At 33.2% G+C, this 16807-nt stretch carries 19 protein-coding genes; 12 read left to right on the top strand and 7 right to left on the bottom strand.

Annotation, left to right across the window (positions count from 1 at the left end):
• Positions 1–180: 180 nt before the first annotated feature.
• Positions 181–738, bottom strand: coding sequence for a PadR family transcriptional regulator (locus tag QUF93_RS21190; protein ID WP_289360094.1), 558 nt, complete (start codon positions 736–738; stop codon positions 181–183).
• 91 nt (positions 739–829) lie between these two features.
• Entirely contained in the window at positions 830–2371 is a 1542-nt protein-coding gene (locus tag QUF93_RS21185) for an MDR family MFS transporter (protein WP_289360093.1), read from the bottom strand.
• Between the two features lie 528 nt (positions 2372–2899).
• Between QUF93_RS21185 and QUF93_RS21180 the strand changes: the two genes are divergently transcribed.
• Positions 2900–3400 carry a hypothetical protein gene (locus QUF93_RS21180; protein ID WP_212936974.1) on the top strand — a complete coding sequence of 167 codons (501 nt, stop codon included), beginning with the start codon at positions 2900–2902 and terminating at the stop codon, positions 3398–3400.
• 31 nt (positions 3401–3431) lie between these two features.
• Here the strand turns inward: QUF93_RS21180 and QUF93_RS21175 are convergent, their stop codons facing one another.
• Entirely contained in the window at positions 3432–3665 is a 234-nt protein-coding gene (locus tag QUF93_RS21175) for an SPP1 phage holin family protein (protein ID WP_289360092.1), read from the bottom strand.
• 164 nt (positions 3666–3829) lie between these two features.
• On the opposite strand from QUF93_RS21175, the gene QUF93_RS21170 reads away from it, so the two are divergent.
• Positions 3830–4483: a diguanylate cyclase domain-containing protein gene (locus tag QUF93_RS21170; protein WP_289360091.1), complete on the top strand. Its 654-nt coding sequence runs from the start codon at positions 3830–3832 to the stop codon at positions 4481–4483.
• Positions 4484–5034: 551 nt separating this feature from the next.
• On the top strand, positions 5035–5697 hold the full coding sequence (locus QUF93_RS21165; protein WP_289360090.1) for a YkyA family protein: 663 nt from the start codon (positions 5035–5037) through the stop codon (positions 5695–5697).
• A gap of 30 nt (positions 5698–5727) precedes the next feature.
• Here the strand turns inward: QUF93_RS21165 and QUF93_RS21160 are convergent, their stop codons facing one another.
• Positions 5728–6186: a YkyB family protein gene (locus tag QUF93_RS21160; RefSeq protein WP_000804854.1), complete on the bottom strand. Its 459-nt coding sequence runs from the start codon at positions 6184–6186 to the stop codon at positions 5728–5730.
• Between the two features lie 141 nt (positions 6187–6327).
• Between QUF93_RS21160 and QUF93_RS21155 the strand changes: the two genes are divergently transcribed.
• Together QUF93_RS21155 and QUF93_RS21150 are read left to right on the top strand one after the other, a co-directional pair.
• On the top strand, positions 6328–7902 hold the full coding sequence (locus QUF93_RS21155) for a Ppx/GppA family phosphatase (RefSeq protein ID WP_289360089.1): 1575 nt from the start codon (positions 6328–6330) through the stop codon (positions 7900–7902).
• Positions 7903–8010: 108 nt separating this feature from the next.
• Entirely contained in the window at positions 8011–10119 is a 2109-nt protein-coding gene (locus QUF93_RS21150; RefSeq protein WP_289360088.1) for a polyphosphate kinase, read from the top strand.
• Positions 10120–10432: 313 nt separating this feature from the next.
• Here QUF93_RS21150 and QUF93_RS21145 read toward each other — a convergent pair whose 3' ends face one another.
• Both QUF93_RS21145 and QUF93_RS21140 read right to left on the bottom strand, forming a co-directional pair.
• The gene (locus QUF93_RS21145) at positions 10433–10657 is read right to left on the bottom strand and encodes a hypothetical protein (RefSeq protein ID WP_071746892.1); all 225 of its coding nucleotides are present in this window, start codon (positions 10655–10657) and stop codon (positions 10433–10435) included.
• A gap of 97 nt (positions 10658–10754) precedes the next feature.
• Complete coding sequence (locus QUF93_RS21140; protein ID WP_289360087.1) at positions 10755–11612, bottom strand: metallophosphoesterase; 858 nt, start codon at positions 11610–11612, stop codon at positions 10755–10757.
• A gap of 196 nt (positions 11613–11808) precedes the next feature.
• On the opposite strand from QUF93_RS21140, the gene fadH reads away from it, so the two are divergent.
• The 3 genes from fadH to QUF93_RS21125 all read left to right on the top strand — a co-directional run bounded on the left by fadH (position 11809) and on the right by QUF93_RS21125 (position 14717).
• The gene (gene fadH / locus QUF93_RS21135; RefSeq protein ID WP_212936170.1) at positions 11809–12573 is read left to right on the top strand and encodes a 2,4-dienoyl-CoA reductase; all 765 of its coding nucleotides are present in this window, start codon (positions 11809–11811) and stop codon (positions 12571–12573) included.
• Between the two features lie 254 nt (positions 12574–12827).
• Positions 12828–14045, top strand: a complete 1218-nt coding sequence (locus QUF93_RS21130) for an EAL domain-containing protein (protein ID WP_289360086.1) — start codon at positions 12828–12830, stop codon at positions 14043–14045.
• Positions 14046–14228: 183 nt separating this feature from the next.
• Entirely contained in the window at positions 14229–14717 is a 489-nt protein-coding gene (locus tag QUF93_RS21125) for a DUF3993 domain-containing protein (protein WP_002122056.1), read from the top strand.
• 26 nt (positions 14718–14743) lie between these two features.
• On the opposite strand, the gene QUF93_RS21120 is transcribed toward QUF93_RS21125, so the two are convergent.
• Positions 14744–14980: a glutaredoxin family protein gene (locus QUF93_RS21120; RefSeq protein ID WP_002122053.1), complete on the bottom strand. Its 237-nt coding sequence runs from the start codon at positions 14978–14980 to the stop codon at positions 14744–14746.
• Between the two features lie 232 nt (positions 14981–15212).
• Here QUF93_RS21120 and QUF93_RS21115 point away from each other — a divergent pair, with 232 nt between their 5' ends.
• From QUF93_RS21115 to abbA, 4 genes are all read left to right on the top strand, one after another.
• Positions 15213–15449, top strand: coding sequence for a YkuJ family protein (locus tag QUF93_RS21115; RefSeq protein WP_000055151.1), 237 nt, complete (start codon positions 15213–15215; stop codon positions 15447–15449).
• Between the two features lie 185 nt (positions 15450–15634).
• Positions 15635–15784 (top strand): hypothetical protein, encoded by a 150-nt coding sequence (locus QUF93_RS21110; protein WP_002033828.1) that lies wholly within the window; start codon positions 15635–15637, stop codon positions 15782–15784.
• A 74-nt stretch (positions 15785–15858) separates the two neighbouring features.
• Positions 15859–16377: a ribonuclease H-like YkuK family protein gene (locus QUF93_RS21105; protein WP_000348523.1), complete on the top strand. Its 519-nt coding sequence runs from the start codon at positions 15859–15861 to the stop codon at positions 16375–16377.
• A 118-nt stretch (positions 16378–16495) separates the two neighbouring features.
• Positions 16496–16687 (top strand): antirepressor AbbA, encoded by a 192-nt coding sequence (abbA, locus tag QUF93_RS21100; protein ID WP_002122046.1) that lies wholly within the window; start codon positions 16496–16498, stop codon positions 16685–16687.
• Positions 16688–16807: the final 120 nt, after the last annotated feature.

The raw sequence follows: 16807 nt of genomic DNA, 5'->3' as shown, positions 1-16807 counted from the left end.
TTTCGGAATTTTGTCCACTGTTTTAAAATAAGAAAATTCTAAAGTTTTTTATTTATTTTTATTCAGAAAATTAAGAATTTTTAATGGTTATTTATTATTAAAATGAGGGTGTTTTGAGTTGCGAGGAATAATTATAGTGTTAAGTTTTTCTAAAAGAGGAGGCACCTCTTTTAGAAAAACTTAATCATTATCTACACCTATTTCTGAAAGACGACCTGCAGTTGCATCTTGTAAGAGTGTGTTTAGCCAACGTAATTCAACATTAATATGCTCAATGACGCTTTGTAAAATATATAGTTGAGCACGAGGAACTAGTTGTTTATTATGATCGTATATCGTTTGCATTGTATGTAAATATAGCATTGTATCATCTCTCTTTTTTTCCAAAATAGGAACTAACGCTTGTTCGTCACTAAAGTGAGCGAAAGAGAGTGCTGAATAAATTGGTTTATATATTTGATTTTTTGCTTCAAATTGTTTTAATAATAAAGTGTGAAAAAGCTCTTTGCCTTCTTCAGTTATATGGAAGATTGTCTTATCTGGTCTATTTGTATCTCGAACAATATTGGTAACGCTAATCGCACCTTGTTTTTCTAATTGCTCGAAGGCGTAGTATAGCGATCCTTTGGCATATTTAATATAACAATCCATTTGTCTTTCTTTCATTATATGTTGAACTTCATATGGATGTTTATCTCCTTCGAGTAACAAGCCGAGAATGACTAACTTCATGCTCATGCTGTCTCAACTCCTGTATATAGAAACTTTATATATATTATAAACGGTATATCCTCTTTCATAAAGGGATATACCGTTTCGTTTTTCTATATTAGCTTACTTGTTTTTGTTTTTGCTTTGTTTTCGGTCCTGTTAAAAGACGTTCATTTCCCATAAGTAAAATACAAATTATACTTAGCGTAGCTGGGATAAGTGCCCAGAAAAATGTATTAGCAATAGATGTTGCAAGAGCCTCCTTAATTCCGCTCAGTACTTGAGGAGGTAGCTTTTCAGTAGCATTTGGTGATAATAAAAAGCTTGCGTCTCCACCTTTTGGAGCCATTTTTGCTAGTTCAGGAGGGAAGACTGCTTTTAATTTATCAGTGAAAACATGATTTTGAATCGTACCGAAAATCGTGACGCCAAGGGTCATTCCAAGTGAACGGAAGAATGAGTTCGTTGATGTAGCAGAACCGCGATCTCTCATTTCTAGTTTGTGAATAGATGCCATACTTAAAACTGAGAAGGAGAATCCAACTCCGAGTCCAGCAAGCACCATAAACATTGTTACGAGTGTGCGAGGTGTTTCCATTGTTAAAGTACTTAGTAAATAAATACCAAGAACGAAGAAAACTCCAGATACTATCATGATGTTACGATAACTTGTTCGTGAAGCTAATTGTCCACCAGTTTGACTTCCAATTACAGATCCTACCATCATAGGTGTCAAAATTAATCCAGCATTTGAGGCTGAACCACCGAGAACACCTTGAACGAAGATTGGAATATAAACTGTACAGATGATAAAAGCTGCGCCATAGAAAAAGGCAACACCTTGGCTAGCTGCAAATAAAGGTTTTTTAAATAAATGGAAAGAAATAATAGGCTCGGTTGCGTTTCTTTCTATGAAGAAGAAAATAATAAGCATAATAATAACAGTTGAAAATAAACCAATAATCACATTAGAGTCCCATGCATATTCCTTACCGCCAAGTTCTAGGGCAAACATTAAGCAAATGATACTAATGACAAGTGTAATGGCACCAGCCCAGTCAATTTTTTGTTTTCGATATTCTAGAGACTCGTTATAGTATTTAGTAATGAAGAAGAAGGAAATAAGTCCTAATGGGATATTAATATAGAAGACCCAGTGCCAACTTATATAATCTGTAATGTAAGCACCTAATAAAGGTCCGAAAACACTAGATGTTCCGAAAACAGCACCAAATAGTCCGGTCATTTTTCCACGTTTTTCAGGTGGGAATATATCATACATAATTGTAAATGCGATAGGCATAAGAGCGCCGCCACCAATTCCTTGAATGGCTCTATAAATACTTAGTTGTTCAATACTTGATGCTGTCCCGCAAAGTGCAGAACCAAATAAGAAGAGAATTAATCCGCCAATATAAAAGCGTTTCCGTCCGTACATATCAGACAGCTTACCGAAAATAGGCATTCCGGCCATTGTTGCTACCATGTAGGCAGATGTGACCCAAACGAACTTGTCGAACCCTCCTAAGTCTCCGACAATCGTTGCCATCGCAGTTGCGACGATTGTGTTATCCATTGCTGCCATTAGAATACCAAGTAGTAAACCGGCAACAACAAATTTTGTTTTACTTGAGTCGTTTTTTGATAGTTGTGCTTCCAAGAGTAGCCCTCCTTTAATAAAAACTAAACTAACTTAAGTTTTTAGATGTAGTGAATAAAAACCTTTGTGTACAGTTTGTTTCGTTCTCTCTTTATTTATAAAAATTGATCCTGCATGATATAAAGAATGGAAATCATAGATTATATTATAGTCAAATTTGACTAAAAGGTAAATGTTTTCTTAAGCCAAAGTATTTTATCCCGATTGGTGAAGGCTAATAATCAGTGGGGGATGGACAAAACCCCACTGATTAAAGTTTCACTTTATTATATTGACCAAAAGAGAGAGTAAGAATTTATTTTGTTATGTAGTCGAGGAAGGAAATTGTAAAAAAATATTTAATAAAGAATAACCTGTGTCAACGTATTAAAAATGGTTTTTTCTTTATATTGTCGAATAGGATAAAAGGAAAAGAAAAATTCACGATGGTTTGTAACAAGCTCAATATTTTTTCTAAGTGTAGTGTATTACATCGAGAGGCAGAATAAAGTTGTATAGATGATACATCTGGAATGAGGTGAATATATTATGAAAATATGGAAACAAATTTCGGATCAAGGAAGGTATTCTATACCGTTACAGCCGGTTTTGTGGATTGATGGTTCTAAAAAGGAAACGGAAGCATCCAATGTAGCAGTCACATTACAAATCCGTAGTATGTATAAAGAAAAATTTTCATATGAGATGATCTATGATGTTAATGACATACTAATTATTCGACTTGAAGTTGAAAATAAAGGCGTTGAAATGATTTCGCGAGTAGTTGTAAGTCATATGATTCGTGATTATTTCGCGTATATCCCAAACTCTTTAAAAGCAGATAAGGGAATAAGTGAGTTTTTATTTCAGCTTGTAAGGTGGCGAATCGATAATTTATCGCCGAGTGAAAAGGTAGAATTAATTTGTAAAATAAAAGCAAATAAAGATAAAGCTCCTCCCAATTCAGTATTTCAGGCTACATATACATTTCAATATAAAGGAGTATCATATGGACCACTACAAACAAATGAAGTGGTTGTCAGAAAATGATAAGAAGGAACCCATGCGAAAGGTTCCTTCTTTAATGAATATTGTGCTTCTTGAGTAATTTCTTTTGTTCAATTCCTTTTTTTCCAACATAGTTATTTTTGTATCCAAAATATAGAATGAATAGAAATGAAATAACATTTACTATAGCGTCAATTTGATCGTTTGTAATGAAGTTTATTCCGAAAGAGGTAAATAATAATTTTAATGATAACAAAAAGCCAGCTAGTAAACGTATAATATCTGATAGATTTTCTTTTTGAGGCATATAGGTCACTCCTTTCTAAAAACGATATATAGTATATATATGAAATAAAATAGAAAAGGTATACAAGCTTAGGTAGAAATGTACATTAAATATGTACATTTTTTATTTTGTAGAAAAACATTATTGTTATAGAAGCATATATTAGTATAAAAAGGGGGGAGAGTATGAAACATAAAGGGAAAATTAGTGGATTATTACTTGGGAACACAGTTGCGGTTACAGAATGGATTGCACTTCAGGATGTGATTGCTAAGCTAGATTCGCGATCATTTTTTACCGTCTTTATTATTTATATATTGCAAATGATACTAAGCTATTATTTTGGACATTGGTATGATAAAAGAGCGAATACGCGTGTAAATATTGAAGTAGGAGGAATGACGAATAACGATTTTATTGTTGATTTTTTTGGGAAAGTAGCTGCTTTATCAGAAAGAGATTCTCGTAATATTACAGTGTATATTCTTTCCGTAAAAGAATGGGATGTATTAAAAGACACAGTGCAAGAAAAAAAGTTAGATGAGTTAGTTCAAAGAGTAGAACGTACAATTGTCAAGACAGTTCGAAAAGGAGATGTAGTTACGAGGTGGGATGAAAATAAATATGTTATCGTAGCTGTTGATAATGGCTATGAAAAATCAACAATAACAAATCGATTAATCAAAAATATTCAAAATGAAATAGCGAATGATTTATTAAGTGTCACACTATTATTTGGGGCTGCAAGTTATCCGATAGAAGGGAAAACTTTTGAAGATTTGTTTAGAAAGGCACAAAATCAATTGTATAATTATAGAAACTTGCAAAGTCATGAATGAAACTCTGATTTGAAGAAGTATGATATAAAGATTTTTTGTAACATTTTTTTGACTTTTGTTACAAGAAAACTTTTTTTTGTAACAAAAGTCTTTAAAAATATATGAAATCAGCATATAATTGTGTGTGGATGTGTCAATGCATTTTGCACAATGTTTTCAGTTTAAAAGTGTAGAGGAAAACATACTCTACACTTTTCCTTTTTAAGAAATTAAAAGAATCTTTGTAAGAGTTGCGAGGTCACCTTTGCACTATGTAAAATGGACAAAGAGGTTATTTGATAGAAAGTGAGAAAGGGAATGATAGACGTGAGAGGTCAACGATCATCTTTTATCAGGTGAAACATTATAGTGTTTCTTGCAGTAGGTAAGATTAAGGTGAATACCTTTATATTTTAAGACATTACATAATTTCAAGCACGAAAATTGTACAAGCAGTATAAATAATTATTGATGATCTTCGTAAAAAAGATGCGAGCGTGAAATAGATATAGAAGTTACATGTTTTTCATGGGATTTTTGGCACGATGATCGTTTATTAATAGGAGGAAAAGATGTTGAAATATAATAAATTAGCAATTGTAACTGCATTATCAATGACTTTACTAGCTGGTTGTTTCGGCCCGAAACCAGAAGAGGAGCTGTATGTTGCATTTGAAAATGCTGCCAAGCAAGAAAAAACAATGTTTGAAGATGCGAAAAAATTAGAGTCATTAGAGAAAGAGGGTCAAGTATTATATAATCAAATTGTCCAAGAAGGAAAAGATAATAATCAGGCTGTTAAGGATAAGCTTGACCAAGCGGTGAAAAATACAGATGAACGAGAAAAAGTTCTTATTAAAGAAAAAGAGGCGTTAAATAAAGCGCAAGAAGAAGTGAAGTCAGCTGATAAGCATGTGAAGAAAATTGAAGATAATAAATTAAAAGACCAGGCGGATAAAGTAAAGAGTACTTATGAGAAACGACATGATTCATTCCAAAAGATGTACGATAGCTATAATAAATCTTTAAAGCAAGAAAAAGAATTATATACAATGCTACAAGATAAAGGTACAAAATTAAAAGATATTAGCGAGAAAGTAAAGTTAGTAAACCAAGCATATAAAGATATTGAGACAGAGAAAGATAAGTTTAATGAATATACGAAATCATATAATACAGAAAAAGTTGCATTCTATAAACAAGCGAATATTAAAATTAAGGAAGATAAAAAATAAAACAGTTTGGCCTAATATGGCCAAACTGTTTTATTTTTTTGTATAGGTGCGGCTATACCATGGAACTGGTTCGCTTAATTTTTTTTCTTGTTTTAATGCTTCAGGACCAATATAATCTTGAAGTGTTTTTTTTGCTATTGTTAAAGATAAGGTTGTTTTCGGATTTCGATAGGAGGATTCAAGGTGACCAAGATGCGGTAGGGTGCGAAAATCATCTTTCGTAGGAGGGATATGGAAAAAATAATCACCCAAACGTATAAGAACATCGGATTGTTGCTGACTAAAACGTGGATTTCTAGAAAAATGTAATCCTTCTTTGATAGCCTTTTTTTCAGTAATTAAGCGTTCTAAAGCAGTCTTTTTTAACCAATATAAGTACTTAGGGTTAGTTGCAGCTTTAGCATGACGATTCACAACGAAAATAGATTGAGCTAGTCTATTAATAGAATGTTGATTATGTAATTGAGATTGTGGTTGTGAAGGTTTCATATTGAATCTCCTTTCAAGTTTTCCTTATTATAGCATAAATAAAATGGGTTTTTATTATATGCAAAAAGTAATTGTATATATTTTCAATATTAAAGCAATATTGTTACAAAAAACAACTGTTTTGTATAATAGTGATAGAATATGTTTCAGAAATTTAATAATGAAAGAGTGAGAAGTTTGAAAGAAATATTAAAACTACAATATGCCATTATAGACATTGGTTCTAATACAATGCGCTTAGTTATTTATGAAAAACAAAGCGGGGGTTTTTATAAAGAGATTGAAAATACGAAAGTGGTCGCTAGGTTAAGAAATTATTTAGTAAATGGTGTATTAAGTGAAGAAGGAATAGAAGTATTATTACAAACATTATTTCAATTTCAAGAAAGTACACGATTCCATAAGCTGCATCATGTACTTTGTGTTGCAACGGCAACAATTAGACAGGCTGAGAATCAAGATGAAATTAAAAAACTTGTTGAAGGGCAAACAGATTTTACTCTTAGAGTTTTATCAGAATATGAAGAAGCGCGTTACGGTTATTTAGCAGTTATGAATTCCACTTCATTTTCAGAAGGAATTACAGTTGATATAGGTGGGGGGAGTACAGAAGTTACATACTTTCGAAATAGAGAAATTTTAGAATATCATAGCTTTCCTTTTGGAGCACTTTCTTTAAAGCAACAATTTATTCAAGGTGATATTCCTACTACAGAAGAGCTAGAGGAAATGAAAAACTATTTATGGTATCAATTTCGAACGCTACCATGGTTAATCGATAAAAAATTACCCCTTATCGCAATTGGGGGGAGTGCGAGGAATATGGTGAAAATTCATCAAAATTTAATTTGTTATCCTATAGCTGGATTACATTTATACAAAATGAAAGAAGAAGATATTAAACATGTAAAAGAGGAATTAAAAGAATTGTCGTTCATAGAGCTTCAAAAGATGGAGGGATTAGCAAAAGATCGAGCAGATACAATTATTCCAGCGATCGAAGTCTTTCATATACTTGTTAACGTTATAGAGGCACCGGCATTTGTATTGAGTAAAAAAGGATTAAGAGAAGGTGTTTTTTATGAAGAATTAACGAAAGATTTGGGGATTTCGTACTATCCGAACGTAGTAGAAGAAAGTTTGTATTTATTATCATATGAATACGAAATGGATATGGAATTTGTAATTCAACTTATTAAACAAGGAACATTGATCTGTAAACAACTTGAAGGAGCAGGACTTATTTCTATGTCGGAAAAAGACTGGGAAATATTCCATCAAGCGGCGAAAGTATTTAATATAGGGAAGTACATTGATGAAGAAGCGAGCCGCTTACACACGTTTTATTTACTAGCGAATAAAACGATTGATGGTATGATGCATAAAGATCGAGTTAGATTAGCACTTATTGCTTCGTACAAATCAAAAATGTTATTTAAACAACATTTAGCCCCATTTGAAGGATGGTTTGATAAAAGTGAACAAAAAAAAGTCCGGTTATTAGGAGCTGTTTTGCAATTTTCAGCTGCTTTAAATGTGAGACAAAGAGCGCTTGTTGAAACGATATCTATAACAGAAAGTAAAGAAGGATTAGCATTTAGAATTGTATGTGAGCAATCGGCATTAGCGGAAAAAGTGCAAGCTGAAAAACAAAAAAAGCAGCTAGAAAGAGTATTGAAAACGAATATTAACTTATCATTCGAATCAAAATGTTAAGTTGTACGGATGTCTTTACGAAAAATTAACACTTTGGAATATTGTAATTTGATAAAATAAAAGTAACTAAATTATAGTGAAAAAGTTTCAAAGGGAAGTGTGAAGAGAATGGAATTGCTAAAGGGGAATTTAGTAAATTTAAATGATACAGCGTATTATAATAACCGCGAGTTGAGCTGGCTAGCCTTTAATGAACGTGTACTACAAGAAGCGCAAGATGAAAATAATCCACTTTTAGAAAGATTAAAGTTTATTAGTATTTTTAGTTCAAATTTAGATGAATTTTTTATGGTGCGCGTAGCAGGTTTGAAAGATCAAGTAAGTGCCGGATTTAATCAGCCAGAAAATAAAGCAGGTTTAACACCGAAGAAACAGTTAAATAAGATTGCGATAAAAGCTCATGACTTAATGACTGTACAGTATGATACGTTTAAAGGTTACGTATTGCCAGCGCTTGAACTAGAGGGGATTGAGCGTCTAACATTCCATGATTTGACGAAAGAGCAGAGGGGATTTATCGAAGAGTATTTTGATGAACAAATCTTTCCAGTGTTAACTCCTGTAGCTATTGATGCGTATCGTCCATTTCCAATGTTATTAAATAAAAGCTTGAATTTAGCTACTATTTTATACGATGAGAAGCAGGCAGAGGAAGAAAATCGCACGAAGTTAGGAATTGTCCAAGTACCTTCTTTACTGGAGCGGTTCATATTTTTACCGAGTGAAGGGCAAAAACACAAATTTATTTTATTAGAAGATGTAATTAGTGGTTTTACTCATAAATTATTCACAGGATATAACGTATCACCTGTTACTCGTTTCCGTATTACACGTAATGCGGATTTAACAATTCATGAAGAAGGTGCACGCGATTTATTAAAAGTAATTGAAAAAGAATTGAAAAAGCGTAAGTGGGGAGCTGCCGTTCGTTTAGAAGTTGGTAAAGAACACATTGATGAAAGAGTGTTAGCGTTATTGTATGAGGTGTTGGAAGTAAAAGATGAAGATGTGTACATGATGGATGGACCGTTAGATTTAACATGTTTATTCTCCTTATATAAAAAATTAGCGCCTTTATATGAACATCTTGTATATCCAGCTCTTATTCCTCAACCTCCTCAAGATTTAGGTGATGAGGAAGATGTATTTGAAAAAGCGATAGAACATGATATTTTATTACACCATCCCTTTGAGTCGTTTCAGCCAGTCGTTGATTTTGTCCGTGATGCGGCAGATGACTCAAATGTACTTGCGATTAAACAAACATTATATCGTGTAAGTGGAGATTCTCCAATAATTCAGGCGTTGAAGGTAGCTGCTGAAAAAGGGAAACAAGTGACGGTATTGGTTGAGTTAAAGGCGAGGTTTGATGAAGAGAATAATGTTCATTGGGCTAAAGAATTGGAACAGGCCGGATGTCACGTTATTTACGGAGTAAGTCACTTGAAAACGCATAGTAAAATTACGTTAGTTGTAAGAAGAAGAAACGGAAAAATTGAAAGATTTGTACATCTGGGAACCGGAAATTATAATGACGCAACAGCGAAATTGTATACCGATTTTGGATATATTACATCGCGAAAAGACTTTGGTGTAGATGCAACAAATTTCTTTAATTATTTGAGTGGTTATACAAAAAAACCGCATTTTCATCATTTGTCTGTTGCCCCGTTTGATATAAGAGAGCAGTTTATGGAGTTAATAGATGAGGAAATCCGTTATCATAGACAGTATGGAAATGGATATATTATCGCTAAAATGAATTCGTTAACAGATAAACCGTTAATAAAAAAAATGTATGAAGCATCACAAGCTGGGGTAAGGGTAGAGCTCATTGTTAGAGGGACATGTTGTTTAAGGCCAGGGATTCCGAATGTAAGTGAAAATATTCGTGTAGTTAGTGTTGTTGGAAGATATTTAGAACATAGCCGTATTTATTATTTCCATCATAATGGAGATGAGAAAATATACTTATCTTCAGCTGATTTGATGACGCGAAATATGGAAAAACGAGTAGAAATATCCTTCCCAATTTTAGACATTGAAATGAAAGCGAGAATAAAGGCCATTTTACAGCTTATTTTAGCTGATAATGTGAAAACACGTGAACAAAATAAAGATGGTGACTATTATTATATAATTAATAGTAGTATAGAAGAAATTGATAGCCAAGTGAATTTATTTAAGATGGCGTATCAAAATACAGACGCTGAATAATAGAGAAAAAGTAAAAACCTCTTAATCGAAATTAAGAGGTTTTTACTTTTTTCCCTAATCACATGTTCCGTAAATGGAAGAATGAGTAAAGAGAATAGTTTTTATCCCGCTATTTACTGGCAGTAAGACTCTCACCTCAAAATTCGGCGAATGTGAGGTGATTAGGTGGGAAATCAACTGCCCGTAAAAGCCCGAGTGGTGAGGGCTAATAATCAGTGAGGATGCCCCCACTGAATAAAGTTTCACTTTATTATAAGCGTGTGATGCGTCGGTTCGTTGAGAGAATAATATTTGGAAGAATCGTTGTTTTAAATTAGTAATAGTATGGTTGTTGACAAGGCCCACCGTAACAAGGATAAGGTGCTGGTGGTGGATAAGGCGGATAAAACGGTCTAGGGCCGAAAGCTAATGCTCCACCGAGCAATCCTCCAGCAATTCCAGCTAGAAATGGAACACCGAAAAATGGAAAGAAGCGTGAGTCGCCTGCTGGACCAATAGGTGCTGAACGAACTGGGATCGGTTGATAATATGGATACATGAACAAACCTCCTTTACTGGACTCATTCTTATCATATGGTGGACCAAGCGTGGATGAGCGCGTACAAGAAAGGATATGTAAGAAAATAGGCGAATTATTACGAATGTTGTAGGATGAAGAGTGTAATTTCAGGCTTTGACATAAAGCGGAATGGGACACGTGTTCTCCCAATACCTCGATTGACATAGAGAGTCAAACCTTGAATGTTATAGAAACCTTCAATATATTGTTTTGCAAGAGATGGGGTAATAATAGCACCTAAAAAAGGAAGTTGTACTTGTCCACCGTGGCTGTGACCAGAAAGTTGAAGGTTGATTGGATATGTAGCGATTTGTGGCGCGATATCTGGTTCGTGAACAAGAACTATTGTATAAATATGTTGTTTCGCATGTTGTAATGTCTCCTCTATTTTTGGTTTGCCTAGTAGTATGTCATCGATTCCAAAAATAGCAATTTCACTATTGTCCAATAAACGAATTCGTTTTTCGCTATTTTGTAAAAGTTCAAATCCAGATTCACGCATGATGTGATCATAGTACTCAGTTCCGTATCCGCCGTGGTCGTGATTTCCATAAATAGAAAATTTACCGAATGGCGCTTGTATATTTTTTAAAATGGATGCAACAAAAGGGGCCTCAGTATATGTTTGGTAATTATCAATGAGATCACCAGTGAAAAAGACAATATCTGGCTTTTCGGCATTGATTTTGGAAATGATTTGAGATAGGTGTTGGAGTGAGAAATAGTATCCTAGGTGCAAGTCGCTAAATTGAAGGATCTTCACACCGTGAAAACTTTCTGGTATGAGTGATGATTTAAGTGTGTGCTTTGTAAAAGAAAGACAATGTGGTTCTATATATTTAGCGTAATAATAGCCGATGCTAGCGGTTATAAATGAATATAGACAAGTACGTATTCCAGTCTTTAAAAAATTTCTCCTTGTAATTTTCTTCATATACAGGTTACTCGAATCCCCCTTCAGTTTTTTTAAAATATATTTTACACACTAAAAAAGTAGTATAGATTACGAAAAAAAATGAAAGAAAAGAAACCTCTTTACGTTAAAATATCAGAAAAATTGAAAAATATAAAGATTTCTATCAAATAAAGTGATAAAATGAATGTGTATTCATTTTTTGGAGGGGATGTATGTGAAAGAGAAGGTAGTTATTATAACAGGTGGATCAAGTGGAATGGGAAAAGGGATGGCGACTCGTTTTGCAAAAGAAGGGGCACGAGTTGTTATTACAGGACGTACAAAGGAAAAACTAGAAGAAACAAAGTTGGAAATTGAACAATTTCCAGGGCAAGTATTACCTGTACAAATGGATGTAAGAAATACGGATGACATTCAAAAAATGATTGAACAGATTGATGAGAAGTTTGGTCGAATTGATGTTTTAATAAATAATGCAGCTGGAAACTTTATTTGTCCAGCAGAAGATTTATCCGTGAATGGCTGGAATTCAGTCATTAATATTGTGTTAAACGGTACATTTTACTGTAGCCATGCTGTCGGAAAATATTGGATTGAAAAAGGTATAAAAGGGAATATCATTAACATGGTAGCAACATATGCATGGGATGCAGGCCCAGGGGTTATCCATTCGGCAGCAGCTAAAGCCGGTGTATTAGCGATGACAAAAACTCTTGCTGTTGAGTGGGGACGTAAATATGGAATACGAGTTAACGCTATCGCACCAGGACCAATTGAACGTACAGGTGGTGCCGATAAATTATGGATTTCAGAAGAAATGGCTAAGCGTACACTACAAAGTGTTCCACTTGGAAGACTAGGTACGCCAGAAGAAATCGCGGGTCTAGCTTATTATTTATGTTCAGATGAAGCTGCGTATATAAATGGAACTTGCATGACAATGGATGGAGGACAACACTTGCATCAATATCCATTTTAAAAGGGATGACCAAATGAATATTTGATTCATTTTTCACGGTAAAATGTGACGGAATTGTGACATGTGAAAGAAAAGTATTTACAAGAGGTCATATATACGTTATATTTAAGACCTCTTTTTTCTTCATAGTAGAATTGCTAATTCCCCTTAGCATTTTACCCCTCTAATCCCTTCAGGAGAACTGAAGGGATTTTTTATTATTTTTCCGTAAATATCGTGTTATAATTTTTGAAAAGTAAAGGGAGGGAAGCACGTTGATAGACGCATTAGATGTAATGAGTAACTTGGATAAAGTCCTTCCTTATTATCAAGCTATTTTTAGTGCTGATGAGCATACAGTAATTGGATATGAAGTTGTAGGACGTATTCAAACAGAAGAGGGTATACAAAGTTTAGCATCTTTCTTCCATGATGATTCTATTCCGAGTGAATTCCAACTTGAAGCGGATAACATCATTGTAGAAAAAGCGTTAAATAGGTATTTAGAAACGGATCAAAAATTATTATTATTTATACATCGCAATGCTAATGTATTAATGAATGATGAAGATGAAAGTTTACTTCAACTTTTGCTGATGTATGAAGAACAAGGTTTGAACTTACAACGCATTGTTCTGGAAATAACAGAACATGAATGTAAAGAAGATATAGAACAATTTAATCATTTACTCATGTATTATCGTACATATGGTATTCAAATTTCGATTAATAAAGTTGGAACGGGTACAAGTAATTTAGAGCGTATTAGCGTGTTAGCACCAGATATTTTAAAAGTAGATTTAACAAATTTAAGGCAAACTGCACTTTTACAATCTTATCAAGATATTTTATATTCCTTATCTTTACTTGCTAGAAGAATTGGTGCGACATTGTTATATGAAGAAATTGATGCTTTTTATCAACTACAATATGCTTGGAAAAACGGTGGTAGATATTATCAAGGCAATTATTTGAAAGAATGTTTACCTGATTTTATTGAAACGAATGTTTTAAAAGAGCGACTTGGTAATGAATGTCATCAATTTATTCAACATGAAAAGAAAAAACTGCAAAAAATTTATAATTTAACAGAGATGTTACGTGATCGAATTGGTGATGTTCTGTCAAAACAAAAAAAGAATGAAGATATAAATGATTGGTTATTACAATTTAGCCAAAGCATATCACAATATAGTTTTCGGATATTTATTTGTAATGAAGATGGTTTTCAACAATCTGGTAATATTATGAAAAAAGATGGTGAATGGATTGTTATGCCAGAGTATTATATGAAGAACTGGAGCTGGCGCCCTTATTTTCTAGAGAATATAATGAAAATGCGTTTTGAGAATAAGGCAAGACTTTCAGATTTATACGCTGATATCGAAACTGGTGAAATGGTACGAACATTTTCTTTCCCGATTGATGATGAAAACTTTTTATTTATAGATTTATCTTATGAGTATTTATATGAAGAAGATGTTTTATTTTAATGCGCGAAGAGATTCGCGCATTTTTTTTGTTTGTTTTTATCATAAATTGGTAATAGTGAAAATGATGATGAAAATGCTGTCTATCGTTGTAAAGATTTTACGAACGAAATCATCCCTTTCTTTGCATAATCATTGTTACAATGAATACTACAAAGACAAGCTCTTTAAAGGGAAGGTGAAAAAATGAAGAAATATGGAATATGGTTTGTTCTATTTGTATGTGTTGCCTTTCTAGTTGGTTATAGTGTCACAACTGTTTTAGGAAAAGAGGAAGTGAAAGTTGATCGGAAAGAAGTATTTACAACGATACAAAAAGGGTATGAGACGCAATTTTCAATTCGTGGGAAGCATATGACGATGAATAAAATGATAGAGTCGTTAGCACCGTATTTTACAGATAATTTCCTTCAAGTTTTTACAGATGAAAACAGTAGAAATGAAAAACAAAGTGGTGAATATTTACTTCCAGCAAAAGAAGCTCCTTTTTCCTTTAATTCAGAAACAAAAATGTCTTATGACGAAGAACATAAAAATTTATACGTATATGAGCGGGCGAAAAGTGGACAATATCAAATTGTGACATTGCAAAAGGATAACGGGAAATGGAAATTAGCAGGGTATCATGAAAGTCAGGAACTTTTAACTGAAATAAAAAGGCTGCAACAATTATAAAAATAGGAATAGGTGTCTCCCTATTCCTATTCTATATTTAATAATTGCTGTAATTTTTCGATTTGAAAACCTGCGACAACTTCTCCGTCAATTACAACTGTTGGAGTTGAATAGGAGTCATAGTCATGTAAAAGGCGATTGCGAGCGGCAGCGTCTTTTTTTACGTCAAATTCTTCATATACAACATTATTATGTTTTAAAAATTCTTTCACAATGGTACAAGGCGGACAATCAGGTTGTGTATAAACCTCAATTTTTTTCATTGTAATTCCTCCCTTTTTCTGTTTTTTATTATATTCTGCCAGTATAAAAAGCGCAATAAAGAAGTAAAAAGATGCTCTTTCATCTTTTTACTTCGTATTTCGACAAATTTTAGTTGAGTTTCTGGCCAAGAACCTTTATCCTAGACTGTGGAACATTTTTTCTGTTATGACGGATAGAATGAGTATAGCTGTAAAACCTATTGGTAGGAAGATCAGAGAAAGGAGAGATTTCATGTCTCTACTCCAAGGAATTTTAACTCGACTTGTTAGTCTACAAGAACAAGCTGAAAGCGGTGAAGTAGCACAACGCTATTTTGAAGTGAACGGTGAGCGCAAATGTAGCGTGAAATTTTTCGATAAAAGTGAAATGTATGAGTTAGAAGTGTATCAACAAGGTGAAAAACCTCAAGTGTATCAATTCGATAACATCGATATGGTTGCAATTGAGATTTACGATATCATTTCTTGATACATATAAAAAAGGTACTGCCAAATGGCAGTACCTTTTTTACTTATATTAATTAATGGGCTATACAGGTAGTAGAAGTTGCAATTTAAGTCGCGATTAAATAAAAGAGTTTTTACAAATGTATATGTATAGGAATTTTTCATTTTTCCTACAATGATAGTAAATATTAATAGGAGGTGAAAAGGATGGAACGCTTGCCGATTGTTATTTGTCCTAATTGTCACAGTCATGCTGAAATTAATCATGTATTAACCGCCCAGTCTAATCAAAATGTAATTTATACATGTAGGTTTTGTAATTATGTAATTCGAAATATTGAAACGAATAAAGGGTAGTAAGTTATAATTTTTGTTTTTGTCCCATACAATGAGAATACGAAAAGTCTGTCTAATTGAAAGGACGTGACTATGTGGACGGTGAGCATACATTTTATAATGTTTCAGAGAGACATTTGAATTTTGATATGGTCTTCAACCGTATTTGTAGTTTCATTGAAAGGGATCCACGAAATTTATATCGATTATCCATTGGGACAGACTCACAAGCACATCAAAAGGATACGAGATTTATTACGGCAATTCATATTCATCGCGTTGGAAAAGGAGCCTGGGGGTGCTTGCACCATAAATCAGTAAAAGATAAACCAGCAACTTTACGTGAGAAAATATATTTAGAAACGCAGTTTAGTCAAGAAATCGCATGCCTATTTACTCCTAATCACATACAAACGATATGGGATTTATTGCATCCACATGCTCAAGATGGGGCGGGATTCATAATGGAAATTCATTTAGACATCGGGAATGATGGTTTAACAAAAGAATTTATTTTAGATATGACAGCGAAAATTCAAGCGATGGGATTAACTGCAAAAATTAAGCCGGATGCCTATGCGGCGTTTAGTTATGCAAATCGATATACGAAATAATTACTCTGTATTTTCGATTTTTATATGTCTTTTATTAAAAACTGAATATTACATCTATTAAATGGGCTGGAAATTTTATATAATGAGAGTAACGATGCGAGTATAAGGAGAGGGGCATATGCAAAAGGAGTTTGTTTTAACGAAAGAAGAAGAAAATTTGTTGCTAGATATTTTATTTCAGCAAAATTATGCGAGTGAAATTTTAGCTGTGGAACTTACAGATATCGAGAATGGTTTGAAAAAGACAGATGCGACGCAATATAAAAAAATCACAAGATTATTTTACAGATTAAAAAATAAAGGGTATTAAGCGCTACCGGAATGGTAGTCTTTTTTTTGTGTTATATGCTAAAATAGCTGTGTAATTGTATTTTTGGTGAAAAAAAGTTAGGACAAAATAATAATATGAAAACGCTGTCATAAAATATGG

Origin of the sequence: Bacillus hominis, from assembly GCF_030348325.1 — a bacterium.
Taxonomy (GTDB): Bacteria; Bacillota; Bacilli; order Bacillales; family Bacillaceae_G; genus Bacillus_A; species Bacillus_A hominis.
The sequence above is the reverse complement of the archived record's forward strand: the minus strand, read 5'-3'. Positions and strand labels throughout refer to the sequence as shown.

What these genes read in the sequence shown, in the direction of transcription:
- QUF93_RS21190 (WP_289360094.1), bottom strand. Translation starts at nt 738, where the DNA reads ATGAGCATGAAGTTAGTCATTCTCGGCTTGTTACTCGAAGGAGATAAA.
- QUF93_RS21180 (WP_212936974.1), top strand. Translation starts at nt 2,900, where the DNA reads ATGAAAATATGGAAACAAATTTCGGATCAAGGAAGGTATTCTATACCG.
- QUF93_RS21175 (WP_289360092.1), bottom strand. Translation starts at nt 3,665, where the DNA reads ATGCCTCAAAAAGAAAATCTATCAGATATTATACGTTTACTAGCTGGC.
- QUF93_RS21170 (WP_289360091.1), top strand. Translation starts at nt 3,830, where the DNA reads ATGAAACATAAAGGGAAAATTAGTGGATTATTACTTGGGAACACAGTT.
- QUF93_RS21165 (WP_289360090.1), top strand. Translation starts at nt 5,035, where the DNA reads ATGTTGAAATATAATAAATTAGCAATTGTAACTGCATTATCAATGACT.
- QUF93_RS21160 (WP_000804854.1), bottom strand. Translation starts at nt 6,186, where the DNA reads ATGAAACCTTCACAACCACAATCTCAATTACATAATCAACATTCTATT.
- QUF93_RS21155 (WP_289360089.1), top strand. Translation starts at nt 6,328, where the DNA reads ATGTTTCAGAAATTTAATAATGAAAGAGTGAGAAGTTTGAAAGAAATA.
- QUF93_RS21150 (WP_289360088.1), top strand. Translation starts at nt 8,011, where the DNA reads ATGGAATTGCTAAAGGGGAATTTAGTAAATTTAAATGATACAGCGTAT.
- QUF93_RS21145 (WP_071746892.1), bottom strand. Translation starts at nt 10,657, where the DNA reads ATGTATCCATATTATCAACCGATCCCAGTTCGTTCAGCACCTATTGGT.
- QUF93_RS21140 (WP_289360087.1), bottom strand. Translation starts at nt 11,612, where the DNA reads ATGAAGAAAATTACAAGGAGAAATTTTTTAAAGACTGGAATACGTACT.
- QUF93_RS21125 (WP_002122056.1), top strand. Translation starts at nt 14,229, where the DNA reads ATGAAGAAATATGGAATATGGTTTGTTCTATTTGTATGTGTTGCCTTT.
- QUF93_RS21120 (WP_002122053.1), bottom strand. Translation starts at nt 14,980, where the DNA reads ATGAAAAAAATTGAGGTTTATACACAACCTGATTGTCCGCCTTGTACC.
- QUF93_RS21115 (WP_000055151.1), top strand. Translation starts at nt 15,213, where the DNA reads ATGTCTCTACTCCAAGGAATTTTAACTCGACTTGTTAGTCTACAAGAA.
- QUF93_RS21110 (WP_002033828.1), top strand. Translation starts at nt 15,635, where the DNA reads ATGGAACGCTTGCCGATTGTTATTTGTCCTAATTGTCACAGTCATGCT.
- abbA (WP_002122046.1), top strand. Translation starts at nt 16,496, where the DNA reads ATGCAAAAGGAGTTTGTTTTAACGAAAGAAGAAGAAAATTTGTTGCTA.